The organism is Bradyrhizobium lablabi (assembly GCF_001440475.1).
GTDB lineage: Bacteria > Pseudomonadota > Alphaproteobacteria > Rhizobiales > Xanthobacteraceae > Bradyrhizobium > Bradyrhizobium lablabi.
This window is the reverse complement of the sequence record NZ_LLYB01000064.1, coordinates 1-21790: the sequence shown is the minus strand read 5'-3', so window position 1 is coordinate 21790 and position 21790 is coordinate 1. Positions and strand designations below refer to the sequence as shown.

Sequence of the window (21790 nt, the reverse complement as noted above, 5' to 3'; positions counted from 1 at the left end):
CGATGCGCGAAGGTTACGCTGCCGTCATGCCCGCCAACGCGTACAACTGGGTCGCTGTATGGCGTCGCAACTTTCTGGCGTGGAGAAAAGTCGCGCTTGCATCGGTTCTCGGCAATCTCGCCGATCCCATGACTAATCTGTTTGGCCTCGGCTTTGGCCTTGGAGTAATTGTGGGGCTCATCGACGGCACTTCATACATCGCGTTTCTGGCTGGTGGGATGGTCGCGACTAGCGCCATGACCGCAGCCACCTTCGAAACGATGTATGCGGCGTTCGCCCGCATGCGTGCTCAGCGCACTTGGGAAGCAATCCTGTGCACACAGCTCACGCTCGGCGACATCGTTCTCGGTGAATTGGCGTGGGCAGCTACTAAATCCGTTCTGGCCGGAACAGCAATTGCACTTGTTGCCGCGACCATGGGTTACGCAGCTTGGGCTTCCATCCTCTATTCGATACCAGCAATCGCAATCACCGGCTTCGTCTTCGCGAGTCTAGCGATGATCGTCGTATCGCTTGCGCCAAGCTACGATTACTTCGTGTTTTATCAGACTCTCGTCGTCACACCCATGGTGTTTCTATGCGGCGCAGTCTTTCCGGTGAGCCAGATGCCCAGTGCATTTCAGCGCGTGGCGGGCTTATTGCCGCTGTCACATTCGGTCGACCTCATCCGCCCACTGATGCTTGGGCTCCCGGCCGGCGGCATAGGCCTGCATATCGGTGCACTGTGCATTTACGCGGTGCTGCCGTTCTTCCTTTCGATCGCGCTGTTTCGCCGCCGCCTGATGCGTTAACGACATTCCGCAGAAGCGATGGAGAGACACGGTGCAGTACCCCGAATTCGGCAGACCAATTGGGCCTCGTGTCACGATAAATGGAGAATGAGATGTTCTGTCTAGGAGTGAGCGGCGGACTAGACAAAGTCCATGAAGATACACGTGAGCTTTCGAACACATTTCTGCACGATGGCGCTGCGGTGCTCGTCCGGGACGGACGTGTGATAGCGGCCGTTGAAGAGGAGCGTCTCAATCGGATTAAGCACTCCAACAAATTCCCAATCCGTTCAATGGAATACTGCCTAGCAGCCGCAGGGATCCAACTCAGCGACGTCGATCGTATCGCGGTCTACGCGACCGAGACCTATTGCAACGCCATGCTCGAAAGCCTGTTCGGGTCCCGACCGGACGCTTCCATTCCGTTGGATGCCAAACTGGTGATGCGTAAGTTACTAGCGCAGGAGTTTGGTACTGAAGTCGATCCGTCGCGTGTCTCTTTCGTAAGTCATCATCAGGCGCACGCCGTAAGCGCCTTTGCGATGTCTGGCTTCGAGCAAAGTCTGATCCTCGCGATAGATGGCGCTGGTGATTTTCTCTCCGGCCTGTTAGCTCTGGGGTCTGGAACCGAAGTGACCCAACTCGCGACCTTCCCGGAGAATAATTCTCTCGGCCTATTTTATCTCGAGACGATCCGGTATCTCGGCTACGGCTTATTCGATGAATACAAGGTAATGGGGCTCGCCCCGTATGGGGATCCGGCCCCTTATCGGGAGCTGTTTGAGCAGTTCTACGAACTTTTAGACAATGGTGGCTACCGCGTGTATCTCGACCGAATTGGTCCGACGCTGCGCCGGAGCATCCAGGTCCGGCGAAAGGGAATGCCATTCACGCAGCAGCATCAAGATGTGAGTGCTTCGTTGCAGGAAGCCTTGGAGAGGATCGTCTTTCACATTCTCCGTCATCATCGCGAAGCCACCGGTATGAAGCGGTTGTGCCTGGCTGGAGGGGTAGCCCACAATTGCACCATGAACGGCAAGCTGCTGTATTCAGGGCTTTTTGAAGACATCTTCGTGCAACCCGCGGCGCATGACGCTGGCTGCGCGTTGGGCGCTGCACTAATGATGTCTAATGAGCTGGGCCGGCCCGCCCCACGTGAGCGGCTGCAGGAGGTCTACTGGGGTCCTGATCTCGGGAGCGAAAGCGCCGTGCAGCAGGAACTGGAGGCATGGGGTGGACATCTTGACGTCGAACGTAGCGACGACGTGGCAGGTAGTGCAGCCGAGTGGATGGCAAATGGCGCCGTGATCGGCTGGGTGCAGGGTCGTTCGGAGTTCGGGCCACGTGCGCTTGGCAACCGCAGTATTCTTGCCGATCCTCGGCCTGCCGCAAACAAGGACCGGATCAACGCGATGGTCAAAAAGCGCGAAGGCTATCGACCGTTCGCGCCATCAGTGCTGGAGGAGGATGCGAGCGAATTTTTCGACCTTCCCGACGGCACGCGCAAATTTCCCTTTATGAACTTCGTAGTTCGCGTTCGCGGCTCCAAGCGAACTGCGCTCGGTGCCATAACGCACGTCGACGGTACTGCGCGACTGCAAACAGTATCGCGCAAGACAAATCCCGCCTATTGGGAGGTGATTAATGCGTTCAAAAAGCGGACGGGCATACCAGTTCTGCTCAATACGTCCTTTAACAACAATGCTGAGCCAATCGTGGATTCGGTTGCAGACGCGATTACCACATTTCTGACGACAGAGCTGGATGGACTTGTGGTCGGGCCGTTCCTCGTCAAAAAGCGGGCGGCAACGTTGGAGGATTGGACCGCGCTCGCGGTTTCATTGCCGCCTTATGCACGACTCCAGGGAGTCCGCGCTTATACAGCGCGAGATCGCCAGGAGACGGTGTACCAAATCCGTAAAGGGCACTCCAGCGGTGACAGTGTGCGTATTTCACAGGACGTGTTCGATCTACTGATGCAGATCGAGGGCGAAGCCGTACTTGGGGATCTCCTGGATACTAATACGTTCGATCAGGCTAGGCGTGAAACTGTCGTTAAGGAGCTCCGGCGGCTATGGGAGAAACGCTGCCTCCGGCTGCATCCTTCACATGCTGCTCGCGTGCATCAAAACAATGATCAAATGCTGGAGAAAGTATAACGCCCACCATGAATGTTTCGGTGTGCATGTCTCCGAATGCGAGGGAGCGCGGGCGGGCATATCCGGTGACTGGACTCATGCTTACTAGTCTTGGGCGCTGCGCCAAAGCACGAGCTCAGGACTGCAAGCGTCCCAGCACAGCAGTTCTATTCGACATGGTACATGCCGGAAAGTGCTTCGAAGAGCTGCTGCAACAAGGCGGATAGACTGAAATCAAGCATGTCGACTGCAATAGTTTCGCCTGGCTCCTCCATGGTAGCAGGCTATGAAGTTCTATCAGCCAAGTTGGCTAACATCACCATCGTTGACGACAGTTGCATCGGGCGAAGCCATACTTAGAGTTTCCGTAAACCCATATCTCCATGCGGTATTCCCTTAATGAGAAAACACAAATGCTTGTTGGCGGCTTGATGAACGATCGGTTCGTTGTTTCTCGACGGCGTACTGGTTTCGGTGATTGCCTGTGGTCGCTGGCATCAGCTTGGCGTTACGCGCAGCGNGACGGGGCGGACGCTGGCCATCGATTGGCGTGGCTCCTGTTATCTCGATGAANCCCTTCAGGAACGCCTTTACGGTGTTCTTCGAGCCAATTAAAGATATTGCTGGCGTGCGGGTTATTTGCGATGACGAGATCAACCAGCTCTCGTTTCCGGGTCCTTTCTTCCCGTCATGGTGGAATAAGCCATCCATCGACTGCGTTTACCGCCCGGATGAACAGATTTTCCGAGAACGTGATGAGCTGAGTGAGCTTTTCCAAGCCGAACATGATAGTGAAGCCAACACCGTGGTGTGTGATGCTTGTTTGATGTGGCGTTGCGACCAGGATGCCGAACGACAGATATTTCGGAGCATCAAACCAAGGTCTGAAATTCAAGCTCGGATTGACGCCATATATCAAGAGCACTTTGAAGGACGCAGCATAATTGGGGTTCATGTTCGGCACGGCAACGGCGAAGATATAATGGGGCATACGCCCTACTGGGCTGATCCGGAGCGCGCCTTGCGGCAGGTATGCACTGCCATTGATGCGGCCAAAGCGCTACCACATCATGGACCTGTGGGGGTATTATTGTGTACCGACAGCGCGCAGGTGCTCGACAAGCTGTCGGCTGTGTTTCCCGATCTTTTCACGATTCCAAAACGGTTCCAGGCGGATCAGGCAGGGCCATTACATAGTGCAGCACTGGGTCCCGACGGCGGGATCTCCGCTCTCATCGAGATGTATCTTCTCGGGCGATGCGATACCGTGATTCGCTTTCCACCGACTAGCGCATTCACGCGCTATGCCCGTCTCTTCGCGCCACGCATTATTGAGTTCGATTTGAACGATCCTAGTCGGGTGATCTTGATTGATGAATCCTCCGAACGTCTCCTGGATTTATGAAACTTGCAACCCGCACCGTCGTCAATCATATCGGCGCGCCCTTCCATTTGCGCAGCATCGCCGTTCGTGATGTCGGATGCGTCTTTCGTTAAGGTTCAGAACTGCGACAAAGAACGTGGCCGCATTATCGCCATCGAGCAGCCGATCCCTATTCGTGTAGAACACAATAGCATCCCATACCGGAGTCGACGGTTTCGATAAATCAGCGGAAAAACAGCTCGTAGTCGAGCTGCGCGATCAACTGCCGGTCAGATCGCGCCGGGTACAAGGCTTTCAGCAGCGGAGCCCGCAACAGCCGCTTGGGCAGAAGGAGCGGCTTCCCGGGCGTAATGGGCTTTCGAAGTTTCGCGACAGGTCCTTCAACGCTGTCTCAATGGGTTCGAAGCGCCGCAAGGGGAACGCGCTGCTTCAACTGCTCGTAGCTGAATAAGCCTTCCGCCGACTCATCTTGCCCGCGGACGATGCCCCGCAATGTCTCGATGGTGACATCGCGATCACGAATGGCATTCGCCCCTACGAGTGATCTTTTACGGCGTGAGCCCCTGTTCCAACGGCCGCCATCGAATTCGCCAGGTTCAAATTCTCCGCCATCTTGGACTCGGCTGGACGTTGCGACTGCCGAACTATGGAGGGGTCAAAAGCCGAGGAGGAGTTCTCTCCAGCTTTGCCAAACAATGCTGATTGGCGCAGCCTCTACGGAGATATAGCACGAGCTTCTCACTAGGGGCGGCGCGAATCCCACCAAGTGCGAAATACCTGGCGATACTGTTCGGTTACAGCCCGACCTCTATCCACGATCCCGGCTTGCTGAACGTGCTGAAGTTCCTGCTCATATCCGAGCTCTATCAAAAGCTCGGCGCCAATTGCATCCGTAATTGCTTGCATCTCTTGGATGCTCAGTTCGGTTTGCCAAGTGTGGACTGAGCGGTCATCGACTGCCTTTCTCTCCAGGATTTTTCGATCCCCGAAGCGACTGGACCGAAGATATTCCGGCTGCTCCATCGTCGCCGATGCAATGCCCGTTGGATCGTAACCGAGCCCAGCGATGACGCGCCGGATTTCCTCATCGGGGCGCGCCACCAAATGTTCGTACCGCACCACCTGCGTCTGCCGCCGACCTCGGTGCGCGGCGAGCGCAGGTAGGCCCAGAACGAGATCGGCGAGAGAAGATGCGATGTCGGGAGGTAGGCTAAGCACAAGATCGGAGAGATCAGATAGGCTGGCGGGCGGCCAGCTTTCTGGCACCAGCGGGATGCCCCACGTCGATTTCAGTGAAGCGGCAACAGCGTAGGGATTACGGAACAGAAGTATGTGTGGCGCTTCTGGATAGAGAGAATCCAAAAAATCGAGCACCATCCAATAGCGCGGCGTCTTGTCTATGAAGGTACGCTTGCTCGCTGCTGCCAAATATTGACCGTAAGCCGTATCGGCAAAAGCGCGACTGACAATCGTATGATCGATTCGGCCCAAAAACTCGGACGTTGCGTCCTGAATCAGTGATGCCCCCGCTGGATGACGGTGGTCCACCCTGCCAAATGCCTCAAGTGCCAGCATCAACCAGGGCTCAGGCGGCGCCATAATATCTGGGTGCTGCTGCAGCAAATGCGACAGCAGCGTCGTCCCCGACCGGGGAAGGCCAAGGAGAAAGCAGACCGCAGGCAAATCGTTGGCATCTCGGCTCATGATTCCCTCATCTCTGGACAAAGCGAGCGGCCGCCCGAGCCTCCCTTTGTCCGGTTCAAAGAAATAACGGCAGCCGGGCTGTTCCACATGTGACCGCGTGCGCAGCATCGTGACATGAGGAGGACTTCGCCTGCATCTTCCGCATGATCTGCGAGCTATAGAATTCGATCCATTTGGCCGGATCGCAGAAGCATTTGGCACCTGCAATCGGCAGCTCCTGATTGCTCGNCAAAGCAAAGGCGACGTCGAGAGTTGGTTCAATTGTACGTAGATAGGCGGGTNGATACAAAAAAGGTTGGAAAAGCTATACGGAGGTTTATCGGAGGCAAATGCTTACGCGACGCGGGGGGCACTTGTCGCGTTAAGCCGGCGCGGTGCAGCTTGCGTCGCCGCCGGAGAAGGTGGCCGCAATGGGCATGCGCCTCGGTTGATACTCGCCGCTGCACGGGAGAGATCTTCTCAGAGCCATGGTGAAGATCGATAACCATTCTGGATGCCTGAATTCAATTTCTCCAACTGACTTTTTGCTATGCGTTTCTTCCCATTCGTAAAATCGATTGTTTTGATAGAATGCATCCACGCGCTCGATAAGTCCGGATCATGCGTTCAGGGCCTCGATCATCTAAATCTGCTACGTCGCGCTCGATGTATCGCTTCGGTGGCGGCTGCTTTGTGAAGTTCGGTCGTCTTTCTGAGGTTCTTAAGTCTAGCTTTGAGGTCATATGCGAATGCTGGTGAAGGTATTGGGCGCCGCTCGCGTTTGCCCGTCCAAAAGCCGCGAAAGACGAAGCGCTGATCGCCCATCAGAAGCTTAGGATCGGCAAGCTCGAGCGCCAGATCTACGGCCATCGATCGGAGCGATCATCACGGCTGATCGACCAGTTGGTGCCGAAGAGCTGGAAATTGGCGCGACTGACGAGCTGTCTGCGGAGCAGGCTGTAGCCAAGACCACGAGTGTGCGCGGATTTACGCGAAAGGCGTCCCGAACGCCAGACCCGTCACCAGTTTTTCTTCAGTGGACCCCATTGACGCTGCAGCTTCGAGAGTCGATGGGCTTTCACCGGCGCATTATGAGTCTTCCGAAACTCGTCAGTTTTTGGACAGGTAAGTCTTATAGCATTGAGATACTGTCTATCTGGACTGCGATGTGCGGCTTGATCTGCTGCAGAGGAGAGGGGGATGTATTGCCCTAACGAAACAACCCTGAACCCTTTCATTAACCGTCGATTCCGTCCGGACGTGCTGGTCTTGCTGCAACTGCCCTGTGGGCGAATGGCGCAGCGTGTTCGGCGGTTCTGTGGTTGCAACCGCGCTTCGTGATCGCCTGCTTCCTCGTTAGTCGGTGATCACCATCCCTGGTGAGAGCTGCCGGCTTCGAGAGGCACGGCTCCGGCGCGTTCCCTTCATTTGGCTACCGAGGAGACGGCATCGATGAATGCAGAGCGGGCCCAGCTTGGCGCTGGCGCTCCTTCCGAAACTTCCGAATCAGAAACCTCCGAACCAGGGTCCCCGGCCGCGGCGCGGTGGGTCGAGGTCTTGACCGAGGCGGAGGCGTCCGCCGCCGACCCCGCCTCGTCGCAGGACCAGGTCCTGACGGGCCGGGCTGCCGAAGAGGGGCAGGGCGAAGACGAGAATCGGCAAGAGGCGGTAAGTCGAACGAGGGCCTGGCGGGAGGCGGGCGATGTCGATGAGCCGCTGGATCTGTCGTCCCTGTCCCTGACCGCCTTGTCCGCTCCCCTGCCGCCCGAGCTCCGGCGCCTGAACGTCGACAACAATCAGCTGACCAGCCTGCCCGACCTTCCGGCCGATCTCCAGCGACTCCGCGCCAGCAACAATCGGCTGACCAGCTTGCCCGACCTTCCGGCCGGGCTTCGGCGGCTCTACGCCATCGGCAATGGGCTGACCAGCCTGCCCGCAGACCTGCCGCTCGGGCTCCGGCGTTTGAGGGTCGACGACAATCAGCTGACCAGTCTGCCCGATACTCTTCCGGCAACGCTTCAGGATCTCGACGCCAGCGGCAACCGGCTGACCAGTCTGCCCGACCTTCCAGCCGGGCTCCAGCGCCTGAACGTCGACTACAATCAGCTGACCAATCTGCCCGAGCCCCTCCCGGCTGAGCTCGAATGGCTCAGCGCCAGCCACAACCAGCTGACTAGCCTGCCCGAGACGATCCCCGCCGAGCTCCTATGGCTCGGCGCCAGCAACAACCAGCTGACCAGCGTGCCAGAGACCCTGCTGACGCAGCTGGGCCGTGAGTCCAGCGTTAATCTGGAGAATAATCCGCTGCCCGAGGGGGTACTGACCAACCTGGCGACAGCCATGCATGCCGGGGGCTATGCCGGCCCGCAGATCTTTTTGTCTATGGCCGGGGGAGCGGTGCAAGTCCAGCCGCAGGCCCTGCACGAGGTTGTCGCGCACTGGCTCGAGGGCGACACTGAGACAGTGGCCGCCTGGCAGCGCTTCGCCCAAGAGCCGGGTGCTCAGGACTACGCACGCTTCCTCGACAGGCTCCGTGGCACGGTGAACTATGGCAATGAGGCGTTCCGGCAGACGGTGGCCGACGATCTGCGGCAGGCGGCGGTCAGGCCGCGATTGCGCGAGCAGTACTTCGCCGCGGCGTTGGGAGCGAGCGAGAGGTGCGAGGATCGCATCACTTTGGCCTGGAACGGCATGCAGACCGCACGCCAGAACGCTGATGTCGAGGACGGAGCGTATGACAGGCGGCTCGACGAACTGCTTCAGCGCGGCCGTGTGATGTTCCGCTTGAGGGCGCTGGACGGGATCGCGCGCGAGACGGTCAACTCGCTCCGCCGTGCCGACCCGGACGCCGACATCGACGAGATTGAGGTCTATCTTGCCTACCAGACCCAGCTGCGCGACCCTCTGGAGCTGCGGCACGTCGCCCCAGACATGCGCTTCTTGAACATCTCTCACGTGACAGAAGACGACGTTGCCAGGGCCGCGACGACGGTGCGGGAACAGGAGGCGACGGGATTCGCGGACTACCTGGCAAGGGGCTGGTACCCTTGGGAGAGCGTGTTGAGACGCATCGCCCCCGAAGATCATGCAGCGATGCAGGAGCGGCTCATCGATGCGATGGGCGAGGAGTTTCAAACTCGCCTGAACCAGCGTCTTGCCGAGCATGGTCTGACAGGCGACCCCGATGCCGAGCGGGAGCTCGGAGCCCAGATCCGCAACGAAATCGCCAGCGAGATCAAGGGTGCGCTAACGCGCCAGGTGCTCGCAAAGCACGGGCTCGAGCTGTGAAGCGGCCGTTCATGCGAGGACTGTCAATCGCTGTTTCGGCCGTCGCCGCGGTCGAGATGAGAGATTATGCCTGCCTGGCAGCTCCGCGGCCGCAGCAGCAAGCCGAGCTAACTAGCTGAGCCATCGCCACGCTCAAGAAGGACTGCGATGACGGAAGGCCGTCGAGAAACGCCTGCAAGGGAGAGCTTGCTGCCGCCTATCGTGAGACCCAATTCGATCACGAAATGATGAATTGGAATGACGTGGCCGGTAGAGGAAGGGCGGATTGCTCAACAGCAATACTTCATTCCAGCGCATCGAACGGTGTGAGAGCGAACTAAATGAATTCGCCGGCGGTTCTGATCTGCGCAGCAATTTAGCTGACGGACCTGGCCCGACCGCATTGACAATACTTGCGAGTAAACCAGCGCGCATTAGGGCCGCCATGGAGCAATACGGAGCCAAACTGGTAGTGCCGCGCACGTTACGCGAGACTCGAAAATCGGCTTGTGCACCTGCGTTTGCTATTGTCCGAAAGCAAACGCGCCCGATGTGGGGAACCAGCCAAGCTGTTGCGAGCGCGACATTGGGGCGCAAAACGCGCGAGCGTTCCTTTGCATCGCACTGGCCCAAATCCTGCACCGCGTTCACGGGCAAGGGCAGGAGAATTGGGAGGCGCGTTTGAGTCTCGATCTGAGAAACGACGAAGCGGTCGCTAGTCCACCGTCGGCGACCGACGTGGGCTGTCCGTTTCAGACCGATAGAGTCCGCATCCAGCAGGGAGAACAGAAGACGCTGGTGCTAACCGGCGCGTCGCGCGGCATTGGTCACGCCACCGGAAAGCTGTTTTCGGAAGCGGGCTGGCGCATCATTTCTTGCGCGCGCCAACCATTCGATGGCGGGCGCTGCCCGTGGAAGTCAGGGGCCGACAACCATATTCAGGTCGACCTCAGCAACCATCGCATGCTGCCGCGCGCCATCGCCGAGATCAAGGAGCGCCTCGCAGGCGCGCCATTGCACGGCTTGATCAACAATGCCGGCATTTCACCGAAGACGCCGAATGGCACTCGACTGACGGCGTTGACGACGTCAGTCGAAACCTGGATGAAGGTGTTCCACCTCAATCTGGTGGCGCCGATTCTGCTCGCGCAAGGCCTGTTTGAAGGGCTCAAAGCAGCGTCAGGATCGATTGTCAACGTGACCTCGATCGCAGGGTCACGAGTGCACCCGTTTGCCGGCTCCGCCTACGCGACATCGAAAGCCGCGCTCGCGTGTCTCACGCGCGAAATGGCGCACGACTATGCACCGCATGGCATTCGCGTGAATGCGATCGCGCCCGGCGAGATCAGGACCGATATTTTGTCGCCGAACACGGAAGCGCGTCTTGTACCAAATATTCCGCTGCGCCGAGTGGGCACACCCGAAGAAGTCGCGAAGGTCATCTTCTTCCTATGCTCGGATGCGGCAAGCTATGTCACGGGCACCGAGGTGCCGATTAATGGCGGCCAACACCTGTGATCGAATGTACCTGCAAGAAACAAGTCGCAGCTGATTTGATCTACATCAACGGAATTCGTGTTCCCACGGAATGCGCGCGACGAGTTCGCAAGAGCAGAGAATAAGCAAGTCAAAGCACACTGTAAGTTTACCGTCGTGTCGCGATGCAGTTTTACCATCGTGCCATAATAAGAAGTTATCTCTTGCGTCGTCCTAAAACGGGGGCGAGATCGAGGATGACATGCAACACAATATTCGCAAGTCCGAACAGGATGACAGGGAGGATGGTCATAACAACGGAGACGTCGTCATGCTGCATATCCCTTCCGTACGCGAAAGGCCTAACTCAAACTCCGAGACGGACGACGCGCTCCCTAATGTGCCGTTGTACGAGAGCGCGATTATCGGGATCTTCGAAATATCGAAAGTACTCACCGCACCCTGCCGGCTAGAAGTCACGCTGGCCAACGTCGTCGATCTTCTGCAATCGTTTGTGCAGATGCGGCACGGCATCGTCTCTCTGTTCCACGATGAGGGCGTGCCGGACATTACCGTGGGCGCCGGCTGGAGCGAAGGGAGCGACGAGCGCTTCCGGATGCGCCTGCCGCAGAAGGTAATCGACGAGATCGTGGCGTCCGACAAGTCGCTCGTGGCCGAAAACGTAGCAGTGCATCCGAGCTTTAGTGCTGCGGACAAGGAGGTGCTCGGGGCCTCCGACGACACGCCAGTTTCGTTCATCGGCGTTCCCATTCGCATCGATGCGAATGTCGTGGGCACGCTGACGATCGATCGCATCCTAGACGACGCGTCGAGCGCCCGGCTCGATTACGACGTCCGGCTGCTCACAATGATCGCCAACCTAGCGGGGCAGACAGTGAAGCTGCATCGGCTGTTCGCGTGTGACCGCGAGCGACTGATGGCGGAGAAGGACCGGCTTCAAAAGGAATTATCCGAGCTCAAACAGCCCGCGCGGGAGCGCAAGAAGGTTCATGTCGAGGGGATTATTGGCGACAGCCCGGCGCTGCGCAGGCTGCTCGAGAAGATCGCCGTCGTAGCCAAATCAAACAGCACGGTGCTGTTGCGCGGCGAGTCCGGTACCGGAAAGGAGCTGGTCGCTAAGGCCATTCACGAGCGGTCGGCGCGCGCCAAGCGGCCCTTCATAAAACTCAATTGCGCGGCGCTGCCTGAGACGGTACTTGAATCCGAATTGTTCGGCCATGAGAAGGGGGCCTTTACCAGCGCGTTCACTGCGCGCAAAGGCCGCTTTGAGCTCGCCGACAAGGGAACGCTATTTTTGGACGAGATCGGCGAGATCTCGGCCTCATTCCAGGCAAAGCTGTTGCGCGTACTGCAGGAGCAGGAATTCGAGCGCGTCGGTGGCAACCAGACCATTAAGGTCGATGTTCGCGTGATTGCCGCCACGAATAAGAACCTGGAAGAGGCGGTGGCAAGGAACGAGTTCCGCGCCGACCTCTATTATCGCATCAGCGTGGTCCCCTTGCTGCTGCCGCCGTTGCGCGAAAGGCGCGGTGATATTCCGCTCCTCGCGACCGAGTTTCTCAGGAATTTCAACAGAGAGAACGGCCGCACGCTTACCTTCGATGCAAGCGCGGTTGAAGTACTGATGAACTGCGGTTTTCCCGGAAACGTCCGCGAGCTTGAGAATTGCGTGCAGCGTACCGCCACTCTGACACCAGGACCATCGATCGTGAGAGACGACTTTGCCTGCTGCCACGGCCAGTGCCTTTCCGCGATGCTGTGGAAGAGCGGATCGGAAGAGATGGCGCTGCAGTCGGGGCCGATCCGACCAGTGCCCGCTAAGCCCGCCGCGCCGCCGGCCGAGGCTGCTACATCGATCCCACCTTTCGGCAGCGAGCTCGCCCCGCTGGCACCGGTCGGCGCAGCTCTTGTAGGTGGTGCGAAGATGGCAGATCGCGAGCGTGTGATCGCGGCCATGGAAAGATCCGGCTGGGTACAGGCAAAGGCGGCGCGCCTGCTTGGACTTACGCCGCGCCAAATTGGCTACGCCCTGAGGAAATATGGCGTCGAGATCAAGCGCTTCTAAAGCAGTGTCGGACTTTGGGCGTGTCGGGGCCGTGATTATCGCCGCTTATGGCGAATAGTTGGCGAAACAAAATAGAGGTGTGACGGTTTGGCGCGGTCCTGGAGCCACGATAGGATGCGGCCCCCGCGTCAGCGCCGATTCTGGCATCATCGGATAAACCGCCCGGCACAGGCGGTCCCTTGCCTTCTACGCTCGTGCGAACGCGAAGCTGTCAGCAAGAATCCGTTGGCCATGTCGCTATCGGCCATTAGCTCACGGCCTGATACCGTCAGTGAGACCATCGGGGGCTGTTCGACCTCGTTCGATTCGCGCGGCATCGTATGCGGCGACCGCTGCGCGATGCGGGGCCTGCGCAAAAGAAACCGCCGTGTGCCTTGCGGTCGCAGACGCCGCAAACCTATTGCGGCGCCTTGCTCCTCTCGACGCGAAGCATCGTCCAGTGCAACTCGGCTCAGGGCTTACGCTCTCTCGTGAGCGCAGCGGCCGCTACGAGACCCAAAATCGCGTGTGGATCAACTCTGGCAAAGCGCATCCTGTCTTTGGGCCGCTCTCATTGAGAGATCAAGAACAAATCACGCCGCGAGAGCCGGGCTGTCGTAGTCACGACGAATGTCGCAATTGCGTCGGCGAACGTCAGGCGACAGTGACATCATGCTTCCCAAAAGCCGTTGTATTTCTGCCCGATATTGAAATTCGCGCAATGGTACGACACTTGCTGTTCTGTTCGCCAGCCGTTGCAACGTCTGGAGAAGCACATGCACAACGTCGTCTGCATCAAGCAGGTTCCCGACTCCGCGCAGATCCGCGTGCACCCCGTGACCAACACGATCATGCGTCAGGGTGTTCCCACCATCATTAATCCATACGACCTCTTCGCGCTCGAGGCCGCGTTGGAGCTGCGCGATAAGTTCGGTGGCGAGATCACTGTCCTTACAATGGGGCCGCCATCAGCGGAGGACTCATTACGCAAAGCGCTGACCTTTGGCGCCGATCGCGCCGTACTGCTCACCGACCGCTGCTTTGCGGGCGCCGATACGCTGGCAACGACTTACGCGCTCGCGACCGCCATCCGCAAAATCGGCAAGGAATATGGCCCGCCGGACCTTATCTTCACCGGTAAGCAGACCATCGACGGCGACACCGCGCAGGTTGGGCCCGGCGTCGCGAAGCGGCTCGGTGTGCTGCAGCTTACCTACGTCGCAAAGATCAGGGCGCTGGATCTCGCTGCGCACACAATAGAAACAGAACGGCGCTCCGAAGGTGGCGTCCAGGTGCTCCGCACCAGGCTGCCGTGTCTCATCACCATGCTCGAGGCAACCAACCAGATTCGCCGCGGTGCCATGGACGATGCATTGCGTGCCGCCCGGGCGCCGATCGTGAAATGGAGCGCCCAGGAGGCTGGCGTCGAGGACATCTCCAAATGCGGTCTCAAGGGCTCGCCAACCGTCGTCAAGCGTGTCTTCGCGCCGTCCGCGCGTGCTGAGAAGGCGATGCTGGTAGAGGCCGCCGAGCAGCCGGCGCAAGCATTGATCGACGCCATCTTCAAGCACCAGCCCAAGCTAGAAGCCGACCTTGCGGCGCTAGCTCGCGATGCCTGATCTGAAGGGGCTTGGCGATGAGCTATCTGATAAGAGCTCCCGCGTTTCTTGCGAAGGGCGCGCTGCCAAGAAGGCGCTGCCGGGGCATAAGGTGGATAAGCATGTCTGGGTCGTTTCGAACAGGGGCGCGGGCAGGTGCATCCAATCTCCTGGCACGGGCCGCAAGCTCGCCGAGAAGCGGAAGGTTGATCTCGCGCCGGTTGTCGGTCCCGAGGCCGAGGCGACACGCAGCGCCGCCGTCGAATTCTGCCTAGTCGCAGCCGTCAACGTGTTCGCAGATTACCGCGACGAGTCCTACAGCATGGAGCCGACCGATCTCGTCAACAGCCATCAGGCGGAGATCCTGCTGTTGGGAGTCACCATCTTGTGCCGCCTTCGATGTTCGCCGCGCTCACGCGACCGCGTCACAAGCGAGCGTACGCTTTGAGAACATGCGCCACTGAACAAGGGAGAGGCCAATGATCGAAGAGAGGTTCGATGCCATCGTGGTTGGCGCCGGAATGGCCGGCAACGCGGCGGCGCTGACCATGGCCAAGCGTGGCATGAAGGTACTGCAGCTTGAGCGCGGCGAATATTCCGGATCAAAAAACGTGCGGGCTGCCATCCTCGATGGGGACATCATGGAACAGCTGGCCCCCGATTTCCGCGAGGGCGCGCCGCTCGAGCGCCGCCTTGTCGAGCAGCGCTTTTGGTTATTGGATAGCCGCTCCCATGTCGGGCTGCGCTACCGCTTCAACGACTGCAACACCAAGCGACCGAACCAGTATATCGTTATCCGCGCCCTATTCGATAAATGGTTCTCCCGGAAGGTGAGGGAGGCCGGTGCCACGGTCTTGTACCAGAGTACAGTTACGGAGTTGGCGCAGAATTGTCGCGGCCGCGTCATTGGTGTGCGTACCGACCGCCAGGATGGCATAATCCACGCCGATGTAGTGGTGCTCGCCGAGGGCGCCAATGGCTGGCTCGGGACGCGCGCGGGCTTGCGCGAGCGGTTGACGCCCGACCAGATTGCGCTGCAGGTCAAGGAAATGCACCTCTTGCCGCGCGAGATCATCGAATCCCGATTTAATCTCAAGCGCGACGAAGGGGTCATCATCGAGGCCGCCGGCACCATCTCGCGCGGCATGACGGGCATGGGTTTTATCTATGCGAATAGGGAGTGCATCTCGCTGGGCATCGGCTGCCTCGTCTCCGACCTCCAGCGAACGGGCGAAACGCCCTACGGGCTACTCGAACGCTTCAAACGTCATCCGTCGATTCTGCCGCTAATCAACGGCTCAGAGCTCAAGGAATATTCCGCGCACCTCATCCCGAAACGCGGCTACAACACCATACCCCAGCTCTACGGCAAAGGCTGGGTGGTGGTTGGGGATGCCGCCGAACTCAACAATACCAGCGATTGTGGACGTCTGAACCTTGCGATTATCTCTGGAAGAATTGCCGCGGAAGCGATCTTCCGTGTAAAGTCGCGCGGTGCTCGCAGCACGTCGAGTACTCTTTCACTGTACAAGAAGATGCTGAATGAATCGTATGAGGATCTGAAAAACGACAAGTATATGCCCGCGCTGATCCATACCCAGCCGGAGAACTTTCTCCTCAGCTATCCGCAGCTCGTCTCGAAGGCCATCGTGAACTTCGCACGCTTCGGCGTCGGGCCAAAGGCGGGGGAGGGCAAGCCGAATTCAAAATGCTTTTGTGATATGTGGTCGTGGACCGGACTCTTCGGCGATGGCTTCCGCTTGCCGCGCGCCTGGCGCTGAATCAGCACTAAGTTCGAGCGAGACGCCGGAAATGTACTTCGAGCATTCGGTGCGCTAAATGACAAGCTGTTCTATAGCCCGTTATGCGTCGCAAACAGCTACATCAAGGGCGGCCCCACGAGGCCCCGTCAGTGCCGTTCGTCAGCTGCTGCTGAAGCTGTTGCCGCGCCGCTACGAGTCGAACACGAAGGCCATGCGCAGACTACCGTTGAGAGGCGCACCGAATGCCGCCCTCCCAGCTCATCGGCGAGCAAGCGGGAACGCTTATCCGGCTGCGTTGACCCACCCTGGTGACCATTCTGGTAGAGGCAAAGATCACCGCTGATCATGTGTAAAACTATATCGAAGACAGCTCTCGCCCAGGCGCACCTTTCGTTAATGAAAAAGCGTGGTCGCACTCCCGCCCTGCCACCAACGAATGCTGACGGGGCGCCCGAAGGCAAGGAGACCGAAGACGAGGAGCACGCGAAGTCACAGAAGCTCGACAATTCGCCCGGCTAGCGGTTCGGACCGCTGCTAGTGTGGCTTGCACGTCTAGAACGTTGTTGGGTCGCTCAGGCCGAGACGGCTTCGCAACTCTCGACGGCTTGGCGGTGCCGGGATAATAGCGAGTGCCGCGATCACGCCGAGCACGGCCGCCAACATCAGCCAACAGCCGGGTGAAGCCTTATCATCGGTCCGGACGATCAGCCAAGTTAGCCAAGCTCCTCGCCCAAGCTTTGCGGTAGCGCTACACGAGCAAGATCGTGCCTTGTTAGAGTCAATACCGCGTCCCACTGTGCTTCTCCCGTCCAAGGCGTCAGTAAATGGTCCCGCATTGTCGAAAATCCCGAGCTGCTCGGCCGCATCGCTCGCAGACTATTGGAGTTCAGCGGCAGTACAAGACGCCCGCGCACGTCCCCGCGAGGTCCTCCCGCGCGTCCGAGGACGAACCGATGACGAGGGCGAGCTTTCGATAACCTCGCCCCGGCCAAACTCATGGTTTGATGCGCTCCGTCCAGACCGACACTGGCTTGAATCTGTCGATATACTTCTCGTAGAGTTCCTGGATCATTTCCTAGCCGACGACGGCAATTCAGCTTGATAGGCCGCACGATCCGTCACCTCAATGCGCTCGACATCTCCCACGGGCCGGCGGAGAGGCCAGCTCCGGTTAGGTGATACGGTGCGTACAATAGTTGACGACAGTTTTCATGTTGGAGCCAGTGACATAGTCCACCTCTCGTTCGAAGCGTTCACAGTCTGCCGCGCTGACGCTCGGCTTTGGGCAGCAAATACAGATCGGACAATAGCCCTGAATCATTCTTCTCCTTGTTGTGACGGACCAGAAATCGAGCGACCAGCTCTGAGCCAAGATGGCAGGCGACGAATTGGCGCCGGGCGCGAGCTCCTTAAAAGGGCGGTCTGTCTGAGAATATTGGCGCGAGCCTTGCGCATGTACATGGTCTTGGCGTTCGGGAGTTCACAGGGAGGCGGGGGCCTTGCAGTGCGTGAACGCCAAAAGCGCAATCCAGGAGCGCTCGTCGCAAAGCGCGAGCAAGGGCCGCAGGATGATCAACAGTAGCGCTAACAGTTCAGCTCCTGCTGTAGGTGCCAAGAATATTGAGCAAATCACCTCGACGAAGGTGGTGTGCAGCAGCTCAACACGGGCCACAAGTTGTCTGAGGTCGACTGCAGCGCGAATGCTCGATCTCCGTCAGCACAAGCCCCATCTCGATGCGGCGGCGTCGCTGCCGCCCTGCGGCAACAACCAAAGGCGCTTCTAGGCGAACGCCATGCGGGAGTCCACTGAGGGACGGGCGAAGCCTGAATCGGCGGACCATCACTCAACCATGGCGGCGATGGCATCGGTTTGAATCAATCAAACAAATCGATTAATCGATCCGGCCCGTCTCCCAGCAATCGGCCCGCCGCAAAAGTGATTGCGTGAGCCTTGCTTGAAAAAGGCATAACCACGCGCTTCCGCTCAGATCGTTTCCAACCGGACACGTCGCGAGAATTGGTACGGGCCTTGCTTGAGGTGAGCAAAAGGCTCTGGGTCCGGACGACGAGGTGGAATGATAGTGCCGCGTTGTCAGGTTTCCGACTTCGCGTCTCCAGCCGGACACGCACCGCAGGACAACATGGAGAAAGAAATGATGGCGACCCAACAGACCTAGCTCGCATGACGGGTGGCGCTAGGGGAAGGCTGACATGGAAATCCCGGTCTTTGCCCGGGGTGATCGCAGGCAAGCGCGGCTTTTTGGCCGGGAAGGGCCGGTTTGCAAGCAGGCCCGGCGTGTCGTACCACAGCCGCATTGGACAAATACCGATTCTCGCTCAGACCGCGACTGACATCAATGCCCTACGAGTGCACCTGAAATTGGTTCAGATATACAAGGCTATCGGGTGGGCCGCTCGGTAGTTCGAGGGGCCGCGCTACACGCATGAGCCGCGGGCTTGTAACAGCTGGCCAACGCTCTCTCCTACATAGCGCCCCATCGAGAGTACTGGGCGGAGACGGAAGTGACCGCTAGAGCCGGTAGAGCACACAAGATGCACCAGAGTTGTAAGGCGCTGTCATTTTTCTTTCTGCCCCAGCAGCTTTCCAGTCTTGCGACTTATGAAGTGCAACTGCCAACAAGCGGGGCAGACAACGCCTTGAAATTCTCGTTCTGTCGCCTCTGCATCAGCTTCAAGCCACTTCTGGACTATCATCTTGTTGATCGGGCATGCGAAAGTGAAGGCGCGCATATCTTCCCTTGGCGGTTCTGGTCAGGCGTAAGAAGTGAAGGACCGTGTGCCTGACCGCGCGCCGCGATAGCGCAAGTGCGGGCCCACGGACCTCCCTCCAACCCCCAATACGAAATGCTAATGGAGTTGCCTTGATCTCGCGCAAGCGACCCGACCGCGGTAGAAACTACAGCTCACAATCGAGAAGCCAATGAGCGCGCCTGCGAAACGACGGAATCATTTGGTGCGAGAAAATTCGCACATCCGTTAACAAGTAAGTTGTAGCAAAGCCGGAGGATACTGAATGGATCGACAGGTCGAAAGTCGTCACGAAGAGTAACAGTTCTTTGAATGGAAATGAACTCGCCTCTCGATCCGAGGAGATCTGTATCNGGTTGCGCTCCGAGGTCTAGCGCAAGAAAAGCTNCTCTCTCTCTCTCTCTCTCTGCATGCCCGGACTCGAATGACGCTATCCCAACCTTCTTCTTCTAAACTAGATCAACCTTCAGAGATACCGGTCGGCGAGCACTTGGCGCGCAGAGCCCGGGATCTGCATGGCGCCCATCCGTTTGCTGCGGAAATCTCCAAAGATCAGGTTGCCAGTCTACTACCTGGATACTTCGCGATGTCACAGGCGTTCCCATATCTGCAGGCGGGATCGCAAAAGGATCTCGTATTCGAGGCAATGCACCGCAATCGAGGGCTCCCGAAGGACGTTGAGCTGACCAGTGTGGTCGCAAACTTTATCTGTTGGGATGAAACGGGAGGACACAGTCGGGTTCTCCAGGGCGGCAACGCTGCGCTACCCAGTATTCTGGACACAGAAAACTTCCACTCAAAGCTCTTTAGAAGAGATGCGTCGCGCCTACTTGGCCGCGCAATACAGCCTAACTACAGCACCAGAACGAGCCGGTACCTTCGTGCGCTATATCATGGCTTGTCGTCGCGAGATGCCATAGTCCGCTGCGCCCACATGGTCGCCTTCGAGCTACATGCTGCGGAGATGATCCAGGCACTGTGGACTACTTTAGTCAAAACGTTTGATGCTCGATCTGACGATCTTGAATATTTCCAGGCCCATGTCGGCGGCGAGGATCCTGCGGAGAAATATCACGGAGAGATGACAACCAGGCTCATTAGCGAACTGGTTCCTGCCGACTGCAATAACCGTTTCTTGGATGAATTCGATCGGGCGTATGGTCTCAGCTTAGAGTGGTGCCGCAATCTAGTCGGAAGTTATTCGCCTCACGGAAATAGTGGGGCGGAGGTGGAACACAGCGGCCGCTGTCATTGTGGATCTGTCAAGTTCTACGTACGAGCGCCAGCAGAGATTTCTGCAGTGAAGTGCAATTGCTCGATCTGCCAAATGTCAGGATTTGTGCACATGCTCGTTGCCGATGACAAGCTCAGGATTGAATGCGGCGAAAACCTCCTCACTACATACCAGTTCAATAAGAACATCGCTCGGCATACGTTTTGTCGGGTTTGTGGCGTAAAGCCATTTTATCGACCGCGATCGAACCCTTCAGGATTCAGCGTAAATGTTCGATGCCTAGATAAAACGACGATCGAAAGCATAAAAGTAGAGGATTTCGACGGCGAGAACTGGGATTTGGCGATCCGTTCGTTGCACGCGGATTAGAGGAGGGCGAATTTGAGTGAATCCGAAAGGCGCGCACAATGAGTGATAAACGTGGTCTGCTTTCAGAAGATGCCATCGCGAAATACGGTGCAGAGCTGGCAGATAGAGGTACGGTCCTGATTGCCCCCGATACGCTGTTCACCAAAGACGAGTTGACGAGGATCGATCAGCTTCAGTCCGATATTCCAGAAGAACAGGTTCGGAAAGGAGATGCCGGCGATTGTCACAATGTTTTTGTGAAACGAGTGCGGCTAGATCACGCCGGCCATAATCCTAGCAACGTGAATGGTACAGCTTCAGCGCAGATCATCGAACTACTGGAAAGAAAAGAGCGGGTCTCTGCGCTCAGAAGGATCTTCGGAGCGTCATCGGAGTACGTGATTCGCCGATGCCAAATGCATCGCATGCCGCCTGGGTCCTTCGTTGGTATCCATTTGGATGCTGAGAGCGACCCCGACTTCGAGTATTCTGTAATTGTTCAGCTCGCGACAGAGTTCGAGGGCGGTGAGTTCGTGGTGTATCCACCCGACCGTAAACTCCAAGTGTTTCGGCCGCACTTAGGAGCAGTGCTTATCACAACATGCAGGTTCTGGCATGAGGTACGGCAGGTGCACGCGGGGGAGCGTCGCTCACTCGTCTACTTTTGCTCAAAATTCGGGGGTGCGAACCGCAGAATAGTCGAAGACCATGCCGCTCGCGTGCGGTCGGCTAGCTAGATGGCACGCCTGTAATGGCGTCGGGATGAGGTATATTGATGCGGGCCGGATGCCCTAACTGGATGCGCCCGTAGCGGCGCACAAAGATTCTCTTCGTCGCCCGTGGCCATAGCGGAACGGCTTTGTTCTGGCTCAACCCATTGCCCTGTCGCTCAGGGCTATCGCACATTCGTTGATCGTGCTGGTTCGGTATTCCGGGCAAACTCGTCCTGCCGGAGAAGCCGGGGCATGACGATGAGCAATAATGACAACGCTCGCGCGCATGCTAGCGCTCTGACCCAGTGATCGCGTGCCATCAACGTCGCCGGAGCCCGCGTCACCGACCTCGCATTACGAGCGTTTAGGGTTTGGGGGCTAAGCGCAAGGACACGATCCGAATTGATCGTGCCCAGTTAGAGATCGCGAGCCGCGAGCCCCTGCAGAGTACTCATCCGCGCTAGGCCGCGGAGAGGGGCTCACCGATTCCACCGCTTGAGGAGTTCGGGGTCTTCCTTGTGCATCCTGATGAGTCGTCCGTGAAGAGCGGCTAAGCGATTGAGCTAGAATCGCATTTGTCGT

Annotated in this window: 11 protein-coding genes and 4 pseudogenes; 13 read left to right on the top strand and 2 right to left on the bottom strand. The window is 58.2% G+C overall.

The window, feature by feature from the left end; all coding sequences use genetic code 11:
- Window positions 1-2: 2 nt before the first annotated feature.
- The 4 genes and pseudogenes from CQ14_RS14845 to CQ14_RS14835 all read left to right on the top strand — a co-directional run.
- Entirely contained in the window at window positions 3-791 is a 789-nt protein-coding gene (locus tag CQ14_RS14845; RefSeq protein WP_057858620.1) for an ABC transporter permease, read from the top strand.
- Between the two features lie 92 nt (window positions 792-883).
- The gene (locus CQ14_RS14840) at window positions 884-2929 is read left to right on the top strand and encodes a carbamoyltransferase family protein (RefSeq protein ID WP_057858634.1); all 2046 of its coding nucleotides are present in this window, start codon (window positions 884-886) and stop codon (window positions 2927-2929) included.
- 392 nt (window positions 2930-3321) lie between these two features.
- Window positions 3322-3428: pseudogene (locus CQ14_RS46255) on the top strand (nodulation protein NodZ); the annotation flags it as partial.
- A 54-nt stretch (window positions 3429-3482) separates the two neighbouring features.
- Window positions 3483-4313: nodulation protein NodZ (locus tag CQ14_RS14835; protein ID WP_245320353.1), on the top strand; the 831-nt coding region annotated here is incomplete at its 5' end.
- A gap of 202 nt (window positions 4314-4515) precedes the next feature.
- Here CQ14_RS14835 and CQ14_RS48240 read toward each other — a convergent pair.
- Window positions 4516-4653, bottom strand: a pseudogene (locus CQ14_RS48240) (transposase); the annotation flags it as partial.
- Window positions 4654-5033: 380 nt separating this feature from the next.
- Window positions 5034-5996: a nodulation protein NoeE gene (gene noeE / locus CQ14_RS14830; protein WP_063800357.1), complete on the bottom strand. Its 963-nt coding sequence runs from the start codon at window positions 5994-5996 to the stop codon at window positions 5034-5036.
- 747 nt (window positions 5997-6743) lie between these two features.
- On the opposite strand from noeE, the pseudogene CQ14_RS44635 reads away from it, so the two are divergent.
- The 9 genes and pseudogenes from CQ14_RS44635 to CQ14_RS14780 all read left to right on the top strand — a co-directional run.
- Window positions 6744-6992: pseudogene (locus CQ14_RS44635) on the top strand (IS66 family transposase); the annotation flags it as partial.
- A gap of 435 nt (window positions 6993-7427) precedes the next feature.
- Window positions 7428-9263 carry an NEL-type E3 ubiquitin ligase domain-containing protein gene (locus CQ14_RS14825; protein WP_057858619.1) on the top strand — a complete coding sequence of 612 codons (1836 nt, stop codon included), beginning with the start codon at window positions 7428-7430 and terminating at the stop codon, window positions 9261-9263.
- Between the two features lie 717 nt (window positions 9264-9980).
- Window positions 9981-10760 (top strand): SDR family NAD(P)-dependent oxidoreductase, encoded by a 780-nt coding sequence (locus tag CQ14_RS14820; protein ID WP_057858633.1) that lies wholly within the window; start codon window positions 9981-9983, stop codon window positions 10758-10760.
- 220 nt (window positions 10761-10980) lie between these two features.
- Entirely contained in the window at window positions 10981-12804 is a 1824-nt protein-coding gene (gene nifA, locus CQ14_RS14815; RefSeq protein ID WP_057858618.1) for a nif-specific transcriptional activator NifA, read from the top strand.
- A gap of 755 nt (window positions 12805-13559) precedes the next feature.
- The gene (locus tag CQ14_RS14810; RefSeq protein WP_057858617.1) at window positions 13560-14402 is read left to right on the top strand and encodes an electron transfer flavoprotein subunit beta/FixA family protein; all 843 of its coding nucleotides are present in this window, start codon (window positions 13560-13562) and stop codon (window positions 14400-14402) included.
- A 1-nt stretch (window position 14403) separates the two neighbouring features.
- Window positions 14404-14775: pseudogene (locus CQ14_RS14805) on the top strand (adenine nucleotide alpha hydrolase family protein); the annotation flags it as partial.
- 85 nt (window positions 14776-14860) lie between these two features.
- Window positions 14861-16162, top strand: a complete 1302-nt coding sequence (locus CQ14_RS14800; protein ID WP_057858615.1) for an FAD-dependent oxidoreductase — start codon at window positions 14861-14863, stop codon at window positions 16160-16162.
- A 3139-nt stretch (window positions 16163-19301) separates the two neighbouring features.
- Window positions 19302-20516 (top strand): GFA family protein (locus CQ14_RS42235; protein ID WP_347337136.1); only part of this gene is annotated, 1215 nt, incomplete at its 5' end.
- A 38-nt stretch (window positions 20517-20554) separates the two neighbouring features.
- Complete coding sequence (locus CQ14_RS14780) at window positions 20555-21232, top strand: 2OG-Fe(II) oxygenase (protein ID WP_057858612.1); 678 nt, start codon at window positions 20555-20557, stop codon at window positions 21230-21232.
- The last annotated feature ends 558 nt before the right edge of the window (window positions 21233-21790 follow it).